Annotated in this window: 20 protein-coding genes; 8 read left to right on the top strand and 12 right to left on the bottom strand. The window is 70.3% G+C overall.

All coding sequences use genetic code 11. The features are described 5' to 3' along the window. Positions 1–15: 15 nt before the first annotated feature. Positions 16–303: a hypothetical protein gene (locus A5481_RS16045; RefSeq protein ID WP_048437418.1), complete on the bottom strand. Its 288-nt coding sequence runs from the start codon at positions 301–303 to the stop codon at positions 16–18. 340 nt (positions 304–643) lie between these two features. Here A5481_RS16045 and A5481_RS16040 point away from each other — a divergent pair, with 340 nt between their 5' ends. From A5481_RS16040 to A5481_RS16025, 4 genes are all read left to right on the top strand, one after another. After that, complete coding sequence (locus tag A5481_RS16040) at positions 644–1,165, top strand: hypothetical protein (RefSeq protein WP_053082613.1); 522 nt, start codon at positions 644–646, stop codon at positions 1,163–1,165. A 188-nt stretch (positions 1,166–1,353) separates the two neighbouring features. Then, on the top strand, positions 1,354–2,898 hold the full coding sequence (locus tag A5481_RS32520) for a P-loop NTPase family protein (RefSeq protein WP_082984925.1): 1,545 nt from the start codon (positions 1,354–1,356) through the stop codon (positions 2,896–2,898). A 12-nt stretch (positions 2,899–2,910) separates the two neighbouring features. Continuing rightward, a complete protein-coding gene (locus A5481_RS16030; protein WP_048437417.1) occupies positions 2,911–3,153 on the top strand; it encodes a hypothetical protein in 243 nt (80 codons plus the stop codon). A gap of 2 nt (positions 3,154–3,155) precedes the next feature. Next, on the top strand, positions 3,156–3,602 hold the full coding sequence (locus A5481_RS16025; protein WP_048437416.1) for a hypothetical protein: 447 nt from the start codon (positions 3,156–3,158) through the stop codon (positions 3,600–3,602). A gap of 82 nt (positions 3,603–3,684) precedes the next feature. On the opposite strand, the gene A5481_RS16020 is transcribed toward A5481_RS16025, so the two are convergent. The 10 genes from A5481_RS16020 to A5481_RS15975 all read right to left on the bottom strand — a co-directional run bounded on the left by A5481_RS16020 (position 3,685) and on the right by A5481_RS15975 (position 7,425). Further along, positions 3,685–4,110, bottom strand: a complete 426-nt coding sequence (locus A5481_RS16020; RefSeq protein WP_053082611.1) for a phage antirepressor KilAC domain-containing protein — start codon at positions 4,108–4,110, stop codon at positions 3,685–3,687. Continuing rightward, positions 4,111–4,647, bottom strand: coding sequence for a BRO-N domain-containing protein (locus A5481_RS35280; RefSeq protein WP_053082610.1), 537 nt, complete (start codon positions 4,645–4,647; stop codon positions 4,111–4,113). Further along, on the bottom strand, positions 4,641–4,838 hold the full coding sequence (locus A5481_RS16010) for a hypothetical protein (protein ID WP_048437415.1): 198 nt from the start codon (positions 4,836–4,838) through the stop codon (positions 4,641–4,643). The genes A5481_RS35280 and A5481_RS16010 overlap by 7 nt, the downstream gene beginning before the upstream one ends. Continuing rightward, positions 4,825–5,001, bottom strand: a complete 177-nt coding sequence (locus A5481_RS34660; protein ID WP_167350107.1) for a hypothetical protein — start codon at positions 4,999–5,001, stop codon at positions 4,825–4,827. Before A5481_RS34660 ends, A5481_RS16010 begins: the two co-directional genes overlap by 14 nt. Positions 5,002–5,175: 174 nt before the next feature. Continuing rightward, positions 5,176–5,346 carry a hypothetical protein gene (locus A5481_RS16000; protein WP_156312177.1) on the bottom strand — a complete coding sequence of 57 codons (171 nt, stop codon included), beginning with the start codon at positions 5,344–5,346 and terminating at the stop codon, positions 5,176–5,178. A 1-nt stretch (position 5,347) separates the two neighbouring features. Further along, the gene (locus A5481_RS15995; protein ID WP_048437413.1) at positions 5,348–5,791 is read right to left on the bottom strand and encodes a hypothetical protein; all 444 of its coding nucleotides are present in this window, start codon (positions 5,789–5,791) and stop codon (positions 5,348–5,350) included. A gap of 1 nt (position 5,792) precedes the next feature. After that, positions 5,793–6,239 (bottom strand): hypothetical protein, encoded by a 447-nt coding sequence (locus A5481_RS15990; RefSeq protein ID WP_048437412.1) that lies wholly within the window; start codon positions 6,237–6,239, stop codon positions 5,793–5,795. Between the two features lie 2 nt (positions 6,240–6,241). After that, positions 6,242–6,781, bottom strand: a complete 540-nt coding sequence (locus A5481_RS15985; RefSeq protein WP_048437411.1) for a TIGR02594 family protein — start codon at positions 6,779–6,781, stop codon at positions 6,242–6,244. Further along, complete coding sequence (locus A5481_RS15980; protein WP_048437410.1) at positions 6,774–7,058, bottom strand: hypothetical protein; 285 nt, start codon at positions 7,056–7,058, stop codon at positions 6,774–6,776. Before A5481_RS15980 ends, A5481_RS15985 begins: the two co-directional genes overlap by 8 nt. 13 nt (positions 7,059–7,071) lie before the next feature. Continuing rightward, positions 7,072–7,425 (bottom strand): hypothetical protein, encoded by a 354-nt coding sequence (locus A5481_RS15975; protein ID WP_048437409.1) that lies wholly within the window; start codon positions 7,423–7,425, stop codon positions 7,072–7,074. A gap of 1,499 nt (positions 7,426–8,924) precedes the next feature. Here A5481_RS15975 and A5481_RS15965 point away from each other — a divergent pair. The 3 genes from A5481_RS15965 to A5481_RS15955 all read left to right on the top strand — a co-directional run bounded on the left by A5481_RS15965 (position 8,925) and on the right by A5481_RS15955 (position 15,519). Beyond that, positions 8,925–9,950, top strand: coding sequence for a hypothetical protein (locus A5481_RS15965; protein ID WP_167350078.1), 1,026 nt, complete (start codon positions 8,925–8,927; stop codon positions 9,948–9,950). A gap of 637 nt (positions 9,951–10,587) precedes the next feature. Next, positions 10,588–12,822, top strand: a complete 2,235-nt coding sequence (locus A5481_RS15960; protein WP_048435252.1) for a CHASE3 domain-containing protein — start codon at positions 10,588–10,590, stop codon at positions 12,820–12,822. Between the two features lie 282 nt (positions 12,823–13,104). Next, positions 13,105–15,519, top strand: coding sequence for a hybrid sensor histidine kinase/response regulator (locus A5481_RS15955; RefSeq protein WP_048435253.1), 2,415 nt, complete (start codon positions 13,105–13,107; stop codon positions 15,517–15,519). Between the two features lie 114 nt (positions 15,520–15,633). Here A5481_RS15955 and A5481_RS15950 read toward each other — a convergent pair whose 3' ends face one another. Beyond that, positions 15,634–17,688, bottom strand: coding sequence for an ATP-binding protein (locus A5481_RS15950; protein WP_048435254.1), 2,055 nt, complete (start codon positions 17,686–17,688; stop codon positions 15,634–15,636). Positions 17,689–18,294: 606 nt separating this feature from the next. On the opposite strand from A5481_RS15950, the gene A5481_RS15945 reads away from it, so the two are divergent. After that, entirely contained in the window at positions 18,295–20,151 is a 1,857-nt protein-coding gene (locus A5481_RS15945; protein ID WP_082173243.1) for a PAS domain-containing sensor histidine kinase, read from the top strand. Positions 20,152–20,166 lie beyond the last annotated feature (15 nt).

Here is a 20,166-nt window from a genome sequence, read left to right as displayed (position 1 = left end):
AAGAGTCCACACCGCCTAGCGCTTGGCGGTGAGCCAGGCGGAGCGCCGCACGAAGCTCGCATCCCGGAGGACCTGCAGGGCGACGGTCGTGTCCCATTCCCTGGGGTAGGTGACGCTGTCCTCGACGAGCACGTCGATGACTGGGTGGTCGTCCATCGCCCGTAGCGCGGCGATGCGCGCCTCCTCCGCCTCGGCCTTGGCCCGGCGGCGCTCCCGGACCGCCCCGTCGAGGCGCCCGGCATCCTCGTCCCCGAGCGCGGCGACCGCGCGCGCGAGCTCGTCCAGTTCCGTGTCCGTCAGCATGTCAAGTCCCCGTTCCACCCGGGATTCTACGGGGATTGCGCGATTCGGGGAGGGACGCGCCGCAGAGGTTAACGAGGTCGCAGAAAGCGCTCTCGGAATGTCGTCTATAGAGGACACCGAAATCCATGCCCCTCGGGAGCCGAAATCGGGTGTCTTCTGCAGAAGACATTTTCGAGGGCTACGCGCTGGCCATTCGTTAACGCGGGTGCCGACCGGCAACTCGTTTATGAGTTGCCCGGACCGGCGCCGTCGACGGCGGATCGGCCCTGGGAGCCCGCGTCGGCCGGGGCAACTCGCATACGAGTTAGTCGGGCCCCGCGAAGGATCACCGCCGTTAACCATGGCGGCCCCGCCTCGTGCTATCCCGGGCGCCATGCGCGTCGCCTTCCATCCGGTTCCGGAACACCCCGACGCCGTCGGAACCCTCGACGGCGCCCCCCTCGTCGTCGTCGGGCGCGAGCTCCGCGTCGGGGGCCAGACCGTCCCGCTGGAGGAAGCCGGCGAGGCCCTGGCGACCGCTGTCGAGGGGGCTGCGACCGCCCTCTGGGGCGGGGACTACCTCGGCTCGCTCGCCCGCGTGCTCGACATGAACCGACGCTCGGTCGTCTCGGACAGGATCGCTCGGAATGGCCTGCCGGCCTGGGCGCTCGCCATCCTCGGCCACGGCACCGGGCACCCCCGGCCGCGGGCGCTTGGGTACCTGCTCCTCGCGGCCGCCGAGCTCATCGACGACGCCGGCGAGACCCCGGCCGCGTTCCGGGGCGCCGATTGCGCGGGGCTCGCCCGCCAGGACCTGGAGAACGCTCTGGCCCTCGTCGCGCGGGCGCGGGACCAGAAGATCTTGCCTGGCAGGACCGGGTAACGGTTCCTTCAGGATCGGCGGGGTAGACGGGACGACTCTGCGTCTGAGTTCCGCTCGGGCGTGTGGTCAAGGATACCCGCCATGAAGCAAGACCGCCTCGCCGCGGCCGAGCCCCTCTCCGCGCACGCCTACCTGCGCGGAGAGCTCCCGGCCCCACACGCCGCGACCGCCACCCGTTCGAGCCGCTCATGGCCTACCTGGCAGTCCTATGCCCGGGGAGGCCTCCCGATGGGTGGGCGCCAGACGAGCAGGTCGGCTACGACGCCGTCCTGGCAGGGCTGCTCGCCTCCGCCTGCGCGATCCGCGACGGCCTGAAGGCGTCGACGTGCGATCTCGCCGTCGTCCGCACGCAGGTCGAGACGCTCCGCGCCGAGGCCGCCTCGTACGCCGCCAAGCTCGACGCGCATCCGACCGACTTCGGCGACGATTTCGCCGAGCGCGCCATCACCGGCACCGTCCGGCTCGCGCAGATCGCGGACGTCTGCCTCGCCACGTGCGGTGACCGCGCCGCGCTGAAGCGCCTCGCCAAGGCCGCAGAGACCTGCACCGCCCTGTACGCGTCCGGCTACATGCCGTTCTTCGTCGGCGCCCGGCAGCTTCTCGCGATGCCCGAGGGGCTGGGCGAGTGGTGTCCCGGGCGGCCGCCCATTCCCGTGCTCGGGACGGCGCTGCAGATCGGGCGCAACGCGCTCGCGCGGCACGAGGACAAGGCGGGCGACGGGAAGGCGCGCTCAACGCACGCCGAGGCAACGGACGACGACCGCGCCGGCCTCTCGCGCCACTCAAGCTCGGCCCCGGAACCGAAGCAGGTGACGGCGGAGCCCGCGCGGGAGGCTGCCCCAGCGCTCTCGCTCCGCGTGTTCCCGTCGCTGCAGCACCTGCCCCTCCCGAGTCAGATGTCTCGGGATCGCGGCGACAGCCCGCGGGCGCTGTGCGAGCCCATCGCGGAGGTGCCCCTACCGCTAACGCCGGCGCCGGACCCGGCCGCCGTCGCCTCGATGCTGAACGCGGCCTTCCCGTGGGCGCGGGAGGTTACGGAGCAGTACGCCGGCGACCTCGTCGGTGCCCCCTTCGCGATGCTGAAGCCAAGAACCCTGGTCGGTGGCGCGGGCGAGGGCAAGACGTCGTACGCCCGGGCGCTTCTCCGGGCGGTCGGGCTGCCCGAGGTGCTCTACAGCGCGGCCGGCGTCATGGACGGCGGGAATTTCGCCGGCGCCTCCCGGACGTGGAGCACGTGGCGACTGTCCGTGCCCGCCCAGGGTGTCCTGCGGTTCCGGATGGCGAGCCTGGGCTGCGTCATCGACGAAGCGGAGAAGGCTGGCCCGAGCAGGCGCTGGGGCCGCCTTGACGAGACGCTTTTGCCGTTCCTCGAAAGGGGCAGCACGGCGAAGGCGATCTTCGACCCGGCTCTTGAGGTTCCCCTCGACTTGTCTGGGGTCAGCTACATCCTGACGGCCAACACGCGGGATGGCGTCTCCGGCCCGCTGCTCGACCGCGCCCCGCCTGTCCAGTGGCCGATGTCGCGCCGGGAGGACCTGCCCGTCGTCGCAGCCGCCATCCTGGACGAGCTCCGGCGCGAGCGCGGCCTCGACGAGGCTTGGTGTCCGCCCTTGGACGGTGACGAGCTCGACGCCCTGTCGGCGTGGCGGGGCGGCAGCCTGCGCCCGCTGCGCCGGATGGTCGAGGCGGTGGTCGCCGCGCGCGAGGTGTTCGCTCGCCAGATGGCCCATTGAGGATAGGTCACCATGCTCGACGCAGCCCCCGTCCTCGACGACCTCGCCGCGGCCGCGGCCCGCATCCAGTCCATGTGGGAGAGCGGCCGTTGCTGCTCTCTCGTCGGCCGCGGCTTGCGGGCTCGCGTCCTCCGCGTCAGCCGGCTCGTCCAGGCCGGGCGCATGGCGGCCGACGAGGCCCGCCGCATCGCCGACGAGGCCGAGAACGTGGCGACGTCCTTCGGCCCGCTACCCACACTGCCCTTGGAGGATTGACGATGCGAACCTGCGCCCTTGCCTTCGCCGCCCTAGCCGTTGCCGTCGCGGTTCCAGCCGAGGCGGCTCGACGCGCCAAGCCTCAGTCGGAACCGGCGCCCTTCCCGCAGGCGGGTGACCGCTGGCACCTCAGCGTGCGGTCGCCCGCTGAGGCCGGCCGTGAGCGGTTCGCCCGCGTCTATGCCGATCCGGTCGAGGGCACGGAGAGATGGGCGATGAAGGTCACGTGCGGAACGGCCAGCAAGGCGAACGGGAGGGAGCGCATCGAGCTACAGGCGACCGGAGAGGGCGGGCGCGACCGGTCGGGCAACCTTGGCTGGACATGGACGCCGGTCGGCGGGGGCGAGACCGGCGGCGCGGCGTTCCTGTTCGAGCGGGGGCTGGAGCCCGAGGTCCACATGGCGCCTCCCTGCCCCTCTGGGCGAGGCGATCTTTCGTCGGGCGACTGACGCAAAACGGCCCGGCTCCCGAGGGGGGAACCGGGCCGCTCCAGTAGCTAAACCCACTTACCTACGCATTCCCTGGATTGGCTCAGATGTCGAGCCGACCCTGGCGCTGGGCCTGCGCGGCCTGGAGGGCGAGCACCCGACCAGGGCCGACGTGCCAACGCTGCCGGAGCCACTCCAGGCCCGCCCGGGTCACCATGGCCTGGTTCCGCAGCTTGCCGTTCGCGTCGGGAGCGGCCCGCAGCTTCATGTAGCCGTCCTTCCGCATCTGCGCGGCCGGCGGAAGGTCGCCGTTCTCGCGGATGACGTAGCGGCGGTCCTTGAGCCAGTCGATGAAGAGTTGGCTCGGGGCGTCGATGGCGCGGGCGGCAGTTCGCAGGTTGCACATGCCCCGGTCGTCGAGGAAGGCCTCGAATGCCTCGACCATCGGGCGCTGCTCCTTGACGGTCGCCTCGGCGGCGATGCGCCCCTGGCGTTCCTGAGCGACCTCCGCGGTCAGTTCCTGCGTCACCTAGATCAGCTGCAGGGTGATGGCCTGAAGCTGTGCCGGGTCCCTGACGTTGATGGCCGGGATACCGACCGGGGCGGCCGGAACGGCGTAGGCACCCGTCTTCCGGATGCAGGGCAGGACCTCGCTAGTGACCCAGCGCCGGAAGCGGTGGGGCGTGGTCCCGGGCGTGATCGCCCCACGGCACCGCAGGACCATCGTGAACAGGCCGCTCTCCGTGACGACGAGCAGGGATTGGAGTCCACCAGGGGTCGGGACTGAAGCCCGACCCTTCTCGTCGTCGTCGAGCTTGGCAACCGCGTCGGACACGTCGCGGAGCTCGATGGCCTCGCAGACGTCCGAGGCGACGAACAGGGGCTCGCCGCCCATCGTGACAACGCGGATGGGATGGCCGTCGAACAGGAATGTGGAGGACGGGCCCGCATCCCCGGACGGGCGGGGGCGGCGCCGGCGGCGGCGCCCTGGGCGCGGCTTGGCCCGCGGGATCGCACCGGCCAGCGCCAGGGCGAGCGCGGCGATGACGAGGGCCTCGGTCAGCATGGGTCATCCTCCGGGGCGATGCCGAGGGCGGCCGCCGCGAGGATGGCGAACACCGCGAGGGTGGCGGTCTCAGGCGGGGTGTCCGAATTCCCGGACAGGACGGCCCGGGCGGCTCGGATCGCGTCCCGGGCGAACAGCCGGCCGTCCTCGGCAGGCGTCAGGGCCCGGCGGCAGGGATCAGCCTCGGGCAAGATCGGCCTCGGCAGCGTCGAGGGCGGCGAGCGCCCGTTCCAGCGCAGCCGCCAGTTCGTCGGGCAGCGGGCGGTCGTTGGGAAGGTCGAGGAACCAGCGGCGGTGCTCAACATGGCGGTTCGCGGCCTCGACGACGGCGGCGGTGGCGAGCTCAACGGCCATGGCAGCGCCCCCTCGAATGGAGCGCGGCCGCGCCCCGAGCGGCTTCGGCGACGGCCTGCCGGGCGGGAGCCGCGGCGACGGGCTCGCCCCGGAGCGCGCGGTGCACGTCCGATCCGACGAGTGGCGCCGGGGCCGCGGCGTAGCAGGCCAGCGCCAGGACGGCGGCGACGGGCGTCATGGCTGCGCCCCGGGGCTGGCGAGCTCGTCCCGGACCCGCCCGTAGGCCGCCCTGCCGTCGACGAGGGCGGCCGCGTTCGCGTCGCCGTAGTCGAGCGCCCGGCGCGCGAACAGGCGGGCATCGTCGCCCTTGCGGGGAACGGGACGTGGCGCCGGCGCGCGGATCACGTCATCGACCCGCGGCAGCGTCCGCGCCGTCACGTCCGGCCGGGACAGGCTGGTGGTGGTCGGGGCGCAGGCGGTCTAGGTCAGCGTCGTCGAGAGCGCAACCGCCGCGAGGGCGCCGCGCGAGGTCCTGGCGGTAGGCATCGAGGCTATCCTCGGCGAGGGATCGGGCGGCCTGCGCGGCCGCGGCGGTCTCGGCGGCCCGGGCGGCCGCGGCGTCGGCGGCGGCCCTGTCCGCTTTTTCGGCGGCGAGGCTCTGGCGCATGCCGTTGAGCTCGGCCTGGTGCCCGGCGTCGACCTTGCCCCGGATGTAGCCGGCGCGGTCGCCGAGCACGGTCCCGACCCGGTAGGAGCCCCAGCCCGCGGTTCCGGCGCCGAGTGCGAGCCCGGCCGCGAGGGTCAGGGGCAGGACGGGGACTCCCAGGCGCTCGGCGACGGTCGCGAGCATGTCAGGCGCTCGGACGGTCGGGGGCCGGCTCGGGCTCGACCGGATTGAGGTCGGGCCAGAGGCGCAGGGGGGAGCAGTCGCCGGTGTCGACGGTGCGCTGCATGGCGCCCCGCATCGACAAGCATATCCGAACCATGGCACGAACCTCGCGCCGAAGGGCGGCGATGTCGGCCTGGAGGGAACCGTTCTCGGCGCGCAGGCCTCGGACCTGGGAAGACGCCTCTTCGAGGGCGGTCGTCAGGGTAGCGACCCGGGCCTGCTCCTTGTCGAGGAGCTCGCCGAGTTCCTTCCGCAGGGCGTCGGCGGCGGTCCGGATGGCGTCGCCGTCGCTGATCTCCCGAAGCTGCTTCCGGACCCAGGGGTAGCACAGGGCCAGCGACCCCAGGATACCGACGACGATGGCGATGGGCTTCGCGTCGCCGAGGAGCTCGGCCAGGATGGCGTCCACGGTCAAGCCTCGTTCACAGAAAGGGCGCCCCCGGCAGCGAGCCGGATCGGGCGGACGGCGGCGGGCTGGGCGAGGCGCCAGGGGCACCGGCGGGCGGCCAGGAGGCGGCCCATCGCGATCCGTACGATGGAGACCTGGTCCCCTTGGTTCCCGCCAAGCACGTGCCATGCGGAGGCGTCCTCGCCGACGTAGATGCCGACGTGGCCGCCGCCGGTGCGCTCGAATACCAGGATGTCGCCGAGGGACGGGCGGTCGGCCTTGGTGCCGAAGGCTGCCCAGTTGCGTGCCCAGAGGGGCGCGGCGACCGGCTCGAACCCAGCGCGTCGGACAACCGTGGCGACGAACAGGCCGCACCAGGCGACGTCGTCGGAGCGGTAATCGCGGTCGAGGCCGGTCTCGCGCGCCCAGGCCAGGATGACGGGGTTGCTCGCGGAACCGGTGGTCTCGCGGGTGCCGTAAAGCGCGAGGGCCTCGACGAGGACGCGGGGGCCGGCTTCGGCGCCGAGCCAGGCGTAGGCGGCGGGGAGCACGGGCTTAGCCATGGGAGGCGGCCTCCCCGGCGGCGTCCTGGAGGTCGAGGGCGCCCTGCAAGCCGCACCGCGTGCAGGTGACCCTCCGGCTGGAGAAGCTGTCGGCCTGGAACTCGGAGCCGCAGGTGGCAGGGTCGGCGCAGCGCGTCGCGGAGACGGCTTCGGCGCCGGCGGCCGAGAAGGTGGTGGCAAGGTCGAGGGTGCGGGTCACGGGGGAGGCCTCGGAGGCCGCCGACGCGGCCGGGATGCCGCCACGGTGCTCGCGCCCCCGTGGCCAGTTCCAGGCCACGCCCGGTTCCGGGTCAGGCCCCCCGCATGACGACGGTGACGACGCGGGGCCCCTGCAGCACCAACCCGACCCGCCCGACGACGACCCCGCGGGCGCCGTAGCGGGGGCCGGGGTAGCCGTAGTAGGCCAGCCAGGCGCGGATGCCGGGCACGTCGTAGCCGAGCCCCGTCACCGCCTCGACGGCCTCCCGGTCCGACAGCCCCTCCAGCACGGGCTCCAGGCCCATGACCCGGTCGGCGAACCTCCTCAGGGCGTGGAGCGTGACGTGGGCCCGGTACCCGCCCGAGCGGTCATGCGACACGCAGTCCGGCGGGGGCGACGGGTCGGCGGGCGGGGCGGCCACGAGGGCCAGGGCGACGGCGGGCACGGGAACCTCCGGGTACGGAAGCAGCGTGCGCCGACGCGCCCGGTTCGGGCAGGGGCCCGGGTCGAGGTCGTGCCCCCGCCGGTCCCGGTCCCAGACAGCAGAGCCCCCGCCGCGGCAGGGCCGGACGGGGGCTCACATCTGTGGTGCAGACGACCCTCAGCAGGTGCCGCCAGTATAGGCCGGGGCTTGCCCAACGACAACGCGAGCGAGGGGGAAATCGGCACCCGCGCGCGCGAGACCCGGCGCTAGGACCGGCTCGGGCAAGGGCGACGCGTAGGGGTCGAGGCCCTGCGCCAGGAGCGCGTCCGCCAGAGGGCGGAGGTAAGAGGGCGAGCCCTTCACGGCCTTGCCGTCGACGTAGATGACGTGAGGCCCGGGGACGGGGGAAAAGGCGGAGGCGGTGCGGGTCACGGGGGGCTCCGAGGGCCAGGCGAGGTCAGGGACGGCGATGGATGACCCGCGAGGGTTCGGGAAGGGGTACGAGGCGAGAGCCACTGTACGGGGCTCCCTGGACGACGCCTGGAGATCAGGTGCGGAGACTATACCGCGGGGTACGGTAGCCATGTCCTGCGACGGCGAGGAGACGGCAGGGACAGCGTCTACGAGGGACGGCGTGGAGATACGAGGAACGGGGGTAGAGCCCGCGTACGAGCCCGGCAGGGGCGCTCCAGGGCCTTCTATAAGCGTCGAGGGCATGAGGACCCCGGTGGATACCGCGAGGACCGCCGCGGGGTCTTCTATAAGCGTCGAGGGCCCGAGGACCGCCGGGGAGCAAGGGGGCACGGTCGAGGCCTCTCCGGCAAGGGCGGCGACCTCCACCACGCGGGCGGTCTCAGGTTCCACGGACGACGCCCCCAGGGGCTCCGCCCCCGGGGCGCCCGGCCCCGCCCCCGCACAGTGTAGGCGAGCGACGGGATAAACCGTTGAACTAGAACCGGAAAGCTTGTCGCGCGTCCGCTCCAGGACCTCGCTCATGACACCCTCGACGAACCCCTGGTGGGCGAAGGACAAGGGCGCGTCGTCGCCCCGAACGAAGTTCATGCTGATCCCCTGCTGGGCCATGTCGGCTCGCCGGGGCACCACACCCGACGCGACAGCCGCCATCGTCCCGCGAGGACAAGCGAGACACCAGAGGGGCTTAGCCGGCGCGATGGTGGCCTGACTGGCTAGAGTTGGCTCGCCGCACCAGGGCCAGGTCGAGGCGCCCAAGCGCCGCCGGATGGCACGGAAACGGGGGCTCTGATGGTGGTACGTTCGCGAGGACCTGGATTCCTCCCCCGGCGACCAGACAGCCCCCGTAGAGCTTCCCTGCGCCTGCGCTCAAATTGTAGGCACGCCCCGTGTGGCAGGCTGGAATTTAGGCGATACCCCCGCTTGAAGCATGGAAAGGCGGGTTTGGGCAGCTCGCGATGCTTTCCGAGTATGGATAACGCTTGGTTACCGCGAATCGTCTGCCCGTGGCCTGGAACGGGACACGCCCGGGACCGCATGCTCCGGGCATGGCTCGATCCCTCGACATGGCGGTCCTCAGCGACCTCGGCGCCCAGCTTGCCGCCTGGGAGGACGCCTACGTCAGCGCGGTCGGTTTCGAACGGTACTGGCGCGCATCAGCCTGGACGGCGTCGGAGGCGGCCAAGACGGTCGCCGTCCGCATGCGAGCGGCGACCATGGAGGTCATCGACCGCCCGACGCCGTGGATCGGGCGCGCCTGGCAGTACACGAGCGCCCTGAGCCGGGGGACGAGGCCGAGCGACACGGTCTCGGCCGACGCGTTCGCCCTCGACGACCAGAGCGTGGTCATGAAGTACCTGAGGGGAGACGGGCCGCAGGTCCGTCTCCCCGGCGACGTCGGCCTGTCGCGCGACCGCATCCTGGTGCCGAACTGGCGCAACCTGGAGACGACGCAGAGGATTAAGCCGAACCGCCACGGCAACCTGCCCGGCGGCGTCGCGGCCAGGCTCAAGCGCGAGGCGGCCGGGACGGCGGCGCGGCGCCGCATCCGGGGACGATGGGGCGTTTACGAGGGGAAAATCGCCGTCGGCGGCAGCCGCGTCATGGGCTACATCGCCCGCCCCCCCCCGCGCGTGAAGAAGCCCGAGGGCAAGAATCGGCGCATGGTCTGGCGCAACGTCCGCCGGCCGCGCCTGCTCCTCGCCGCCATCCCGCAAGCGACCTACCGGCCGATCCTCCAACGCCGGTGGGTCGAGGCCCAGCAAGAGGCGCTCGCCGCCGTCCCCGGCATCATGGCAGCCCAGCTTGAGGAGAACTTGCGCCACGTCGCGGCGCGCGGTCGCCTCGACCAGGCCGCCGCCCTCAACCGCGCGCTGGAGGCGATCCAGCGCGCCGGCGTCAGCGGCCGCGAGGACCAGACCCGGGCACTCCTCGCCCAAGCCCGTTCCCTGCTCCACTCGGCCGGCCGCACCGCCCGAACCCGGATGCGTCCGAATTTTCGGACAAGCGACCTCCACCCACTTCCGCTGCGGGTCTGGAAGTCGCGCTCCACTTGGTCGGCTGTGCGCCACTAGCGGACCTTCAGCTACAATTACTTGAATATCCGCTATCCGACCGCAAGCTGCCTCTGCACGGAGTGGTCGGGCCGGGAGGCCATAAGATCATTATGCCGGGAACGACGCGCTGGACGCTCGGTCCAAAGCCGATTAGGCCGAGGACGTACGCGTCCAGGCTTGGCTCGCCAAGGTCGAGATCCAGCTCGACCGCTTCTGCGCCAAGGAGTTCTCGGACCGCATTATAAAGGAAATAGCCGAGCTTCTCGTTGAGCGGGGTTCCCCCTGACGGCGTCAGAGAGTCTGCCGAGCCACGGGCCTGATATCCGCGGCGCCGCGCTGCAACGACGAACCCACCACACCGGGGATGCTCAAGGCGTAGATGGACGTCCGGGTCTCGTTCGGGCGCTATTTTGAACCGTGGAACGAGGGCCGGTATGCCCGCTGGGCCGGCTGAGAGCAGGAAGCTCAGTGCGTCCGCGGAGGGATGCGTCCCACGATCCCGGTTCGCGGCGCCCGTAAAAGGCCCGCATCGCGGCGCATGGGCTGACCTTGGACGCACGAGTGGGCATTGCCTCAAGGTCTCACTAGCGACCAATATGGCACGGCGCTCGCTGACGTGAACCAAATAGTAAGCTGCGGCCGCAACCAGGATACCATGACCCAGTACCTCGTCAGGCGCGCTAACGTCCTCGTCCTCGGCGTGCTGATCGCCATCCTCGCCCTGGTCGGTGCGGCGACCTGGGAGCGGCTGAACGCCTCGCGCGACGCTCGCACCTGGTCGCGGCACAGCTATCAGGTGCTCGACACCACCAAGGACCTCGCCATCGCCTTGCGCGACGCCGAGCGCGGCCAGCGCGGCTACGTCCTCACCGGCAGGGCCGAGTACCTCGGCCCCTACGACGTCGCGCGCGACCGCCTCGGCCTCCTCCAGGGCGAACTCCAGAAGCTGACCGCCGACAACCCCGCGCAGCAGGAGCGCATCCGGGCGCTGGCCCCGGCCATCCAGCACAAGCTGGAGGAACTCGCCCAGACGCTTCAGGCGCGCCGCGACGGCGGTCTGGAGGCGGCGCTGCGCATCATCAACGGCGACGCCGGCCGCAATCACATGCGCGAGGCCGAAACCATTCTTGCAGCCCTGCTCGCAGACGAGCAGCGGCTCCTCGACGAGCGCCTTGTGCAGAACGACGCCCGTGCGACATGGGTGCGCTGGATGGTCATCGCCGGTTCGGTGCTGGCGGTCTTCACCCTGCTCTGGGCGGCCCGCCTCCTGAACCAGGCGTGGTCGCGTTCCTACAGGACCGAGACCGAACAGCGGGCTGTGGCCCTGCGCCTGCGCACCACCCTCGACAGCCTCAGCCAGGGCGTCGCGGTGTTCGGGCCCGACCGCAAGCTCGCGAACTGGAACGAGTGTTTCCAAGTGCTACTCGACCTGCCGAAGGCGATGGTCCGACGGGGCACGACCTACGGCGCCTTCGTCGAGCACACCGGTGAACCCGGGCGTCCCGCTCTGGAGACCGAGGACCAGGTCCGGCACGGCAGCCGGAATCCCCGCGAGGCCGTCACCTACGAGCGGCAGAATGCGGAGGGCCACCACCTGGAGATCCGCCGGACGCCGATGCCCGACGGCGGCTTCGTGCTGACCATTTCGGACATGACCAAGCGCGCCCAGGCCGAGGGCGTGCTACGCGAGGCTCAAAAGATGCAGGCCATCGGCCAGCTCACCGGCGGCATCGCGCACGATTTCAACAACTTGCTTCAGGTCATCCTCGGAAACCTGGAATTCATCCGGGCGAAGCTCGACGGCGACGCCAGGCTCCAGACGCGGATCGAGCGGGCATCCTGGGCTGCCCAGCGCGGGGCGACGCTCACCGGCCAGCTCCTCGCCTTCGCTCGCAAGCAGCCGCTCGCGCCGTCGGCCATCGACCTCGCCGCGACGATGCCGGACCTGATACCCTTGCTGCGGCGGACCCTCGGCGAGACCATCGATGTCCGTTACGTCGAGACCGTCGGGCTGTGGCCCGCGATGGCCGACGCGGCGCAGTTGGAGAGCGCGGTCCTGAACCTCGCGCTCAACGCCCGCGACGCTATGCCGGGCGGCGGCCGCCTCACCATCGAGCTCGGCAACAAGGTCCTCGACGACGATTATGTCCGCCGTCACGCCGAGACCGTGCCGGGCGACTACGCCATGGTGGCGGTCTCCGACACCGGCCACGGCATGACCCCCGACATCGTCAAGCGGGTGTTCGAGCCGTTCTTCACGACCAAGCCCGACGGCAAGGGCACGGGGCTCGGCCTCGCCATGGTGTTCGGGTTCGTCAAGCAGTCCGGCGGACACGTGAAAATCTATTCCGAGCCCGGCGAGGGCACGACGGTGAAGCTCTACCTGCCGCGTGCGGTCGGGGCCGCGGCGGCGACGGGCCAGCGGTCCGGCAGTCCGCTCGATCTGCCACGCGGATCGGGAACGATCCTGGTCGTGGAGGACGAGGCGGCGGTTCGCGAAATCGCCTGCGCGATCCTGGCCGATCTCGGCTACCGCGTCCTGGAAGCCGGCGACGGCGAGGAAGGGCTGAGGGTCTTTGCCGCCAACGTCGCGACCATCGACTTGCTGCTCACCGACGTGATCCTGCCTGGCAAGGTGCGGGGTCGCGAACTCGCCGAGAGGGTACAGGCCCTGCGGCCCGAGGTCCGGATCGTGTTCATGTCCGGCTACACCGAGAACTCCATCATTCATCATGGCCGGGTCGACGACGGGGTGCATCTCATCTCCAAGCCGTTCAAGCGCGAGCATCTCGCCAGAAAGGTCGCCGAGGTGCTCGGACCCGCCGGAGCGGAGATGCCCGAGGCCGCGAACGTGGTGGCCTTGCGCCCGGTCAAGGGCACAGGGCCGTGATGTCGACGCCCGGGGCCTAGCGCCGATTGATCGGGCCAGGAGGCTGGGGTGCTAGGGCCTCGCCTGGCGGGACGGTTCGGCGGCGGGTCGCCTCCCGGCCATGGCGTATCCGATCGCATGCCGTCCCTCCCTCAGGCGCCCCCGGGTTAGAGCGAACGCCAACGTACGACGCCGTCGAACGTCGCACTCTACGCCACGCCACCTGGACGCCGCTGTCGCGTTACCCGACACAGACCGTTGTCCCGCACCGGTGCGGAAGGTACTCACGCCAAGGGAGGGGCCATGGACCCAGAGATCGAGAGGCTGCGGCGGCGCGAGCGCGAACTCGAGGATCGCGTCGCGAGGCTTGAAGCGCAACTGGGTGACGGCCTGCGCCGGCCGGACCGTGGGCAGCGAACCTCGGCGGCATCAACCGACCTGCTATTCACGGCGGCGGAGAAGACTCGCATGCCGCAGATCATCACCGACCCCAACCAGCCAGACAATCCCATCGTCTTCGCCAACCGGGCCTTCCAGAACCTGTGCGGCTACGACGCTGCCGAGGTGATCGGGCGAAACTGCCGTTTCCTCCAGGGCCCGGACACGGACCCCGCCGACGTGGCAAAGGTCCGTGACGCCATCGTGGCCCGGCGCGACGTCGTGGTCGAGATCTTGAACTACCACCGCGACGGCACACCCTTCCGCAACGAGCTCTACGTGAGCCCCGTCTTCGACGCGGAGGGACAACTCCGCTACTTCTTCGCCAGCCAGCTCGACGTCACCCGATTCCGGACCACGGAGGGCGTACTCGCCGAGAGCGAAGCCCGGTACCGGGCGTTGTTCGACGCCGTCGACAGCGGCTTCTGCGTCATCGAGATGCGCTTCGACGCGGACGACCGCGCGATCGATTACCGCTTCGTCGAGGTAAACCCCGCCTTCGCGGCGCAGACGGGCCTGCACGATGCGGCTGGACGCTGGGCGAGCGACCTCGTGCCCCGGCTCGAACGCTCCTGGTTCGACACCTACGGCGCGGTCGCGCGGACCGGCCAGCCGGTGAGGTTCGAGAGCGGGTCCATCGCGATGGGACGCTGGTACGACGTGCACGCCCTGAGGGTGGGCGACCCCGAGCAGCACCGGGTCGCCATCCTGTTCAACGACATCACCGACCGGCGCCGCTTTGAAAACCACTTGGAGGCCACCGCCCAGGAGCAGGCCAACGAGCGCGATATGGTCTGGCGCGCCAGCCGCGACCTCTTCGTGGTCTGCGGACGCGACGGCTTCTTCCGCAAGGCGAACGCCGCCTGGACCGAGATGCTGGGGTGGGAGGAGACCGACGTCGTCGGCGCCCGCTTCGACGCCTTCGTCCATCCCGACGACCGGGTGGAGGCGGCCGCGGCCTTCGAGCGGGTCACGGGCGGTCTGGCGCTGCACGACGTCGACGTGCGCGTCCGCGCCAGAGACGGCGGTCATCGCTGGATCTCCTGGAACGCCATTCCCCGGGGGGACCACTTCTATGCCGCCGGTCGCAACGTCACGGAACGGCGGGCGCTCGAGGAGCAGCTGCGCCAATCGCAGAAGCTCGAGGCCGTGGGGCAACTCACGGGCGGCGTGGCCCATGACTTCAACAACCTGCTCACGGTCATCAAGTCCTCGACCGACCTGCTGAAGCGGCCCGGCCTCGCCGAGGAGCGCCGGCTCCGCTACGTCGGCGCGATCTCCGACACGGTCGACCGGGCCGCCAAGCTCACCGGCCAGCTCCTCGCCTTCGCCCGCCGACAGGCCCTGCGGCCGGAGACCTTCGCGGCCGACCGCGCCGTGGCGGCGCTCGCCGACATGGTCGGCACGCTCACCGGATCACGCATCCGGGTCGAGCTCGGCATGCCCGACGGGGAACAGGACGACCTTCACGTCAACGCGGACCCGAGCCAGTTCGACACGGCGTTGGTGAACCTCGTGGTGAATGCCAGGGACGCGATGGACGGCGAGGGCCGCCTGCGCATCGGGCTCCGCCGTGCAGCCCGTATCCCCGCTGTCCGGGCGCATCCGCCGCGGCGCGGCGACTTCGTCGCGGTCACGATCTCGGACACCGGTGCGGGCATCGCCCGCGAGAACCTGGAGCGCATCTTCGAGCCGTTCTTCACCACCAAGACCGTGGGCCAGGGCACGGGACTGGGGCTGAGCCAGGTGTTCGGGTTCGCCAAGCAATCCGGCGGCGAAATCACCGTCGAGAGCGCGCTCGGCGAGGGTACGACCTTCACCCTCTATCTCCCGCGGGTCGGCCCGTCACGCGCCGCCGGGCCGGTGGAGGAGCCGGAGGCGCTGGCCGAAGGGCACGGGACCCGGGTCCTCGTCGTCGAGGACAACCTCGATGTCGGCGCCTTCGCCGAGCAGGCCTTGCGCGAGCTCGGCTACTTCACTGTCTGGGCCAAGGATGCGCATCAGGCGCTCGCCGAGATCGAGCGCGACTCCTCGCAATTCGAGGTGGTGTTTTCGGACGTGGTGATGCCAGGCATGAACGGCGTCGAGCTCGCGGGTGAGATACGCCGGCGCCGGCCGGACATCCCGGTCGTGCTGACCTCCGGCTACAGCGACGTGCTCGCCGCCGAGGGCACGCACGGCTTCGACCTGCTGCGCAAGCCCTACTCGGTCGCCGATCTGTCGCGCATCCTCCGCCGTGCCGTTCAGGACGCCTGCGTCGGGCTCAGGGGCGGGGCCTGACACCGCACGGGCTGCCGGTCTCGATTCGATCAGCTTGACCGTGCGAGGGGCCACCGTGGGCGAAGGACTGCTCGGAGTGGACGGTCGAAATGGGCTGCAGCTTGTTGCCGGACGCTACTCGCCGCCGATGCGATTGGGGTGGTCGGGCCTGGCGACCGCCTGCAAGGTGCGCGAGAGCTGTTCGACCGAGTAGGGCTTGCGCAGCAGGTCGAACCCCCCGGTGCCGGTCTGGGCCAGAACGTGGCTGTAGCCGGAGGTCAGGATGACGGGCAAACCGGGATGACGCCGCCGGATCTCACGGGCGAGATCAACGCCGTTCATGCCGGGCATCATCACGTCCGTGAACACCACGTCGAACCGACCCGCGTCGTCGGCCAGCTCCGCCAGAGCTTCCCCGGCATCGGCCGCCCAGACCGTGGCAAAGCCAAGTTCGGCCAGAGCCTGCGTGGCGAACGTGCCCACCTCCACGTTGTCCTCGACCACAAGCACGCAGGTGCCATGGCCATCCACCACGGGCGTCGGCTCGCCCCGTTCCGGGGCCTGGATCGCGCTACCCACGCGGGGAAGATAGAGTGTGAAGGTCGTACCTTGCCCGACCACGCTCTCCACCACGACCTCGCCCTGTGACTGCTTGGCGAAGCCGAACACCTGGCTGAGCCCAAGGCCGGTGCCCTGCCCGACCGCCTTGGTGGTGAAGAACGGCTCGAAGATCCGCCCCAGCGTCTCCGGTGTCATGCCGATGCCGGTATCGCTGATCGACACCGCCACGAACGGTCCATCCACCGCAGGGTGGGCGCGCACGGGCGGCATCCGCTCGACGGCCCGCACGCGAACGGTGAGTTGCCCCTCGCCCTCCATCGCGTCGCGCGCATTCACGGCCATGTTCACCAGCGCCGTGTCGAACTGGTTCGGGTCAGCGTTCACGAAGCAGTCGTTCTCCGGCACCTCGGTCACGACCCTGATGCGCGAGCCGGTGAGCGTGCCTAGCATTTCGGAGAGTACCCGCACGCTGTCGCACGCTGCGAACACCTTGGGTTGGAGTGTCTGCCGCCGTGCGAAGGCGAGGAGCTGGTTGGTCAGCTTCGCGGCGCGATCCACCGTGTCGGAGATCGCCTCGATGTAGCGGCCGCGCCGTGCCTCTGCGAGATCCGGGCGCTTCAGGAGGTCGGTGGAGGACTTGATGACCGTGAGGAGATTGTTGAAGTCGTGCGCCACGCCGCCGGTGAGTTGGCCGATAACCTCCAGCTTCTGCGACTGGCGCAACACGTCCTGCGCATCCTGAAGCTCAGCTTCCGCCCTGAGCCGCGCGCTGATGTCGTGAGCTTGGTGGAAGGCGCCGAAGACCTTGCCCGCCGCATCGCGCAGGGGCGTGTAGATGATCTCCCAGCATGGCTGGCCAAACTCGGCCCGGCCGAAGACGGCTTCGACCTTGTACGCTTCACCGGCCAGCGCCCGGGCCATGTTGGCGCGCATCACGGCGGCTTGCTCGGGGATGAACAGGTCGGGGAAGATGTCGCCGACCTTCGTGGTGAAGCCGTTGACGCGGAAAAACTCGTCGTTGTGGGCCTTGTTGAAGGCGATCAGCCGATACTCCGTGTCGAAGACGCAGATCGGCGCGGTGTCGGACTGGACGATGTTCTCGTACAGGTCGCGCTCGGCGGTACGCGAGGCGAGGCTCTGGTTGGCATCAAGGTGGAAGCCGATCAGGTCGGCAAACATCTTGAACATGCCAACGATGGCAGGCGTGTTCAGCTTGGCGGGCTTGGGGTCGATGGCGCAGAGCGTGCCGAAGAACGTGCCGTCGGGCAGCACGATGGGCATCGAGATGTAGCTCTGAAATCCGTAGCGGGCGGGCGTGTGGTGGCCGCAGAAGGCCGGGTCCTCGGCCACGTGGTCGATCACGACCGCGGTGCCGCTCTGCCGGATCTCGTGGCAGATGGTCGTCTCGAGGCTCAACTCACCGCCAGGCTCGAGGCCGAAGGCGATGTCATCCTTGACGGCGCAGGCGACCCAGCGGTCATCGGTGACGCGCGCGATGGCAGCGAACCCCATTCCGGTGGTTTGGCACACCACGTCGAGGATCGTGGGCACGGCCGCGATGCTCTCGACCGCGACGACGTCGGTGAGGAAGCTTTGAAGGAGCGTCGAGGCAGGTCGAGGGTCGGCCATCGATCAGCGACCCGGACGATGGTCTGCACGGGCCGCTTCGTGGGCTGCCGGGCGCCCATCCGTGGTCGGCGCATGGTCACCCTCGATGGTAAGGCACAGTCCGGCTCGCGCCACCTCGTTCGCGTTCGAGTGGTCACCCGATGCGACTTGAGCGTTGATGGAGGCGGTCAACTCGGTCGCCAGGGAGACGTTGCGGGTCGGCGTGTTCGGCATGCCAACGGTCTGTCACGCTCGGGCGAGACCGTCAAAGGTTGCCAACGGGACACCCCGGACCCGGAAGGAGGAATGCGGCGGGATGGCCGCGAAGCGGGCACCCCAAAAGCCCGAACGGTCGGGAGTAGACCCTCTCACAGTCAAGCGAGTTGGGTTTTGACCTTGGGCGGCCTTCCTGTGCCGCATCGCGTCCGTGACCTTGTCGCGTCGGCAGGGTTTCTCGAAGCCCTTCTTCCGGAGATCGCCGGGGCATGGAAGCGTTGGCGTGTCGCCGAGTCCGGGCAGCCCGCCTCACGAAGAGGTGGGCGCACCTCCCTTCCTGGCGCGCCGGTGACCGTCTAGAGATGGTGCAGGCGGGTCGCTCGCCGAACGGGGTATCTCGCGAGACGAGGCATGATGCGACACGCCAAGCTTGGCACGGATGCTGGACGGACCGGTTCACTGCGGATGGCGGACCTTTTCCGTCTTTACGACTGGGCGTCAACGCCTTTGGGGAAGCGGGAGACCTGGCCCGCGGTTTTGCGTACCACGGTCGACCTGATGCTCGCGTCGCTGCACCCGATGTGCGTCATGTGGGGACCTGAGCGCATCTTCCTCTACAACGACGGCTATGCCGAGATCCTGGGAGCGCGCCACCCCAGCGCCCTGGGCCTCCGGACCGAGGACGTATGGCCGGAACTGTGGGACGACCTCGTTCCCCTGATCGACCGAACCTTCCGAGGGGAAAGCTGCGCGTTCCGCGACCAGCCCCTCACGATGATGCGCAACGGCTTCGAGGAGCAGGTCTGGTACGACTTCGCCTATTCGCCCGTTGGCGACGAGCGAGGCGAAGTCGTCGGCCTGCTCAACGTGACATCCGACTGCACGGCCCGGGTCGTCGCGCAGCGGGAGCGCGACGCGGCCATTGAACGGTTGCGCGCGAGCGAGAAGCGGTTGGCGGCGCTGGTCGAGGCGAGTTCGGACAGCCTGTACTCGATGAGCCCGGATTGGCAGGAGATGCGCACCTTGCAGGGTCGCGGCTTCATCACCGACGCCGACGCGCCGAGCGTGCGCTGGATGGACGAATACCTGCTCCCGGAGGACCGGACCGAGGTCAGCGACAGGATCGCGACGGCGGTCGCGCGGACCGAGCCCTTCGAGATGGAGCACCGGGTGCGCCTCGCCGACGGGAGCACGGGCTGGATCTTCTCACGCGCAGTCCCCGTGAGAGACGGCGAGGGCCGCGTCACGGAATGGTTCGGCATGGCCGCCGACGCGACCGCGAGGCATCGCGCCTTGGAGCAGTTGCGCGAGAGCGAATCCTTCATGCGCGGGGTGCTCGCCGCCTCCAGCGACTGTATCAAGGTGCTCGACCTCGACGCCAGGCTCACCTTCATGAGCGAGGGAGGCAAGCGCGTCATGGATGTCTCTGACTTCAACGCCGTCGCCGGGTGTCCCTGGCCGAGCTTCTGGGAAGGCGAGGGCCACCTCGCCGCCAAGGAAGCCGTTGCCGCGGCCAGGGCGGGCGTTGCGTCCGGATTCCAGGGCTACGCCGACACGATGAAGGGCAACCGCCGGTATTGGGACGTGCAGGTCTCCCCGATCGTGGGAGCGGACGGGAAGCCCGAGCGCATCCTGTCGATCTCGCGCGACATCACCGACCTGAAGGTGGCGGAGGAGGCACGCGCAGTGCTGGCCCAGGAACTGGCCCATCGCATGAAGAACTCACTCGCCATGGTGCAGGCCATCGTCACCCAGACGCTGCGCCAGGCGAAGTCGATGGAAGAGGCCCGCGCGGCCGTAGGGCAGCGCCTGTCCGCCCTCGGTCGGGCGCAGGACATCCTCACCCGATCGAACTTCACCGAGGCCGACATCCATGACGTCGTCGCGGCCGCCATCGACCCGTACCGAGTCGTCGGGGACCGCATCTCCTGGTCCGGCCCGCCCCTGATCCTCACCTCGCAGCGGGCGCTCGGCCTCTCGCTCGCGGTCCACGAGTTGGCGACCAACGCGGTCAAGTACGGCGCCCTGTCGAACGAGGCCGGCCACGTCGCGATGTCGTGGCGGTGCGAGGATGGCGCGTTCGCCTTCGATTGGGTCGAGACCGACGGGCCTCCCGTCGTCCCGCCCGGGAGCCGGGGCTTCGGCTCCAAGTTGATCGAACGGATCGTGGCAGCCTATTTCGAGGGGGAGGGCCACCTCGATTTCAACCCGGCGGGCATCAGGTTCAGGCTGACGGGCATGCCCGGCAGCATCGCGGTCGAGGCATGATGGTTCGGGTTGCAT

It is taken from the genome of Methylobacterium platani (assembly GCF_001653715.1).
Taxonomy (GTDB): Bacteria; Pseudomonadota; Alphaproteobacteria; order Rhizobiales; family Beijerinckiaceae; genus Methylobacterium; species Methylobacterium platani.
This window is presented reverse-complemented; position numbering and strand designations above follow the sequence as displayed.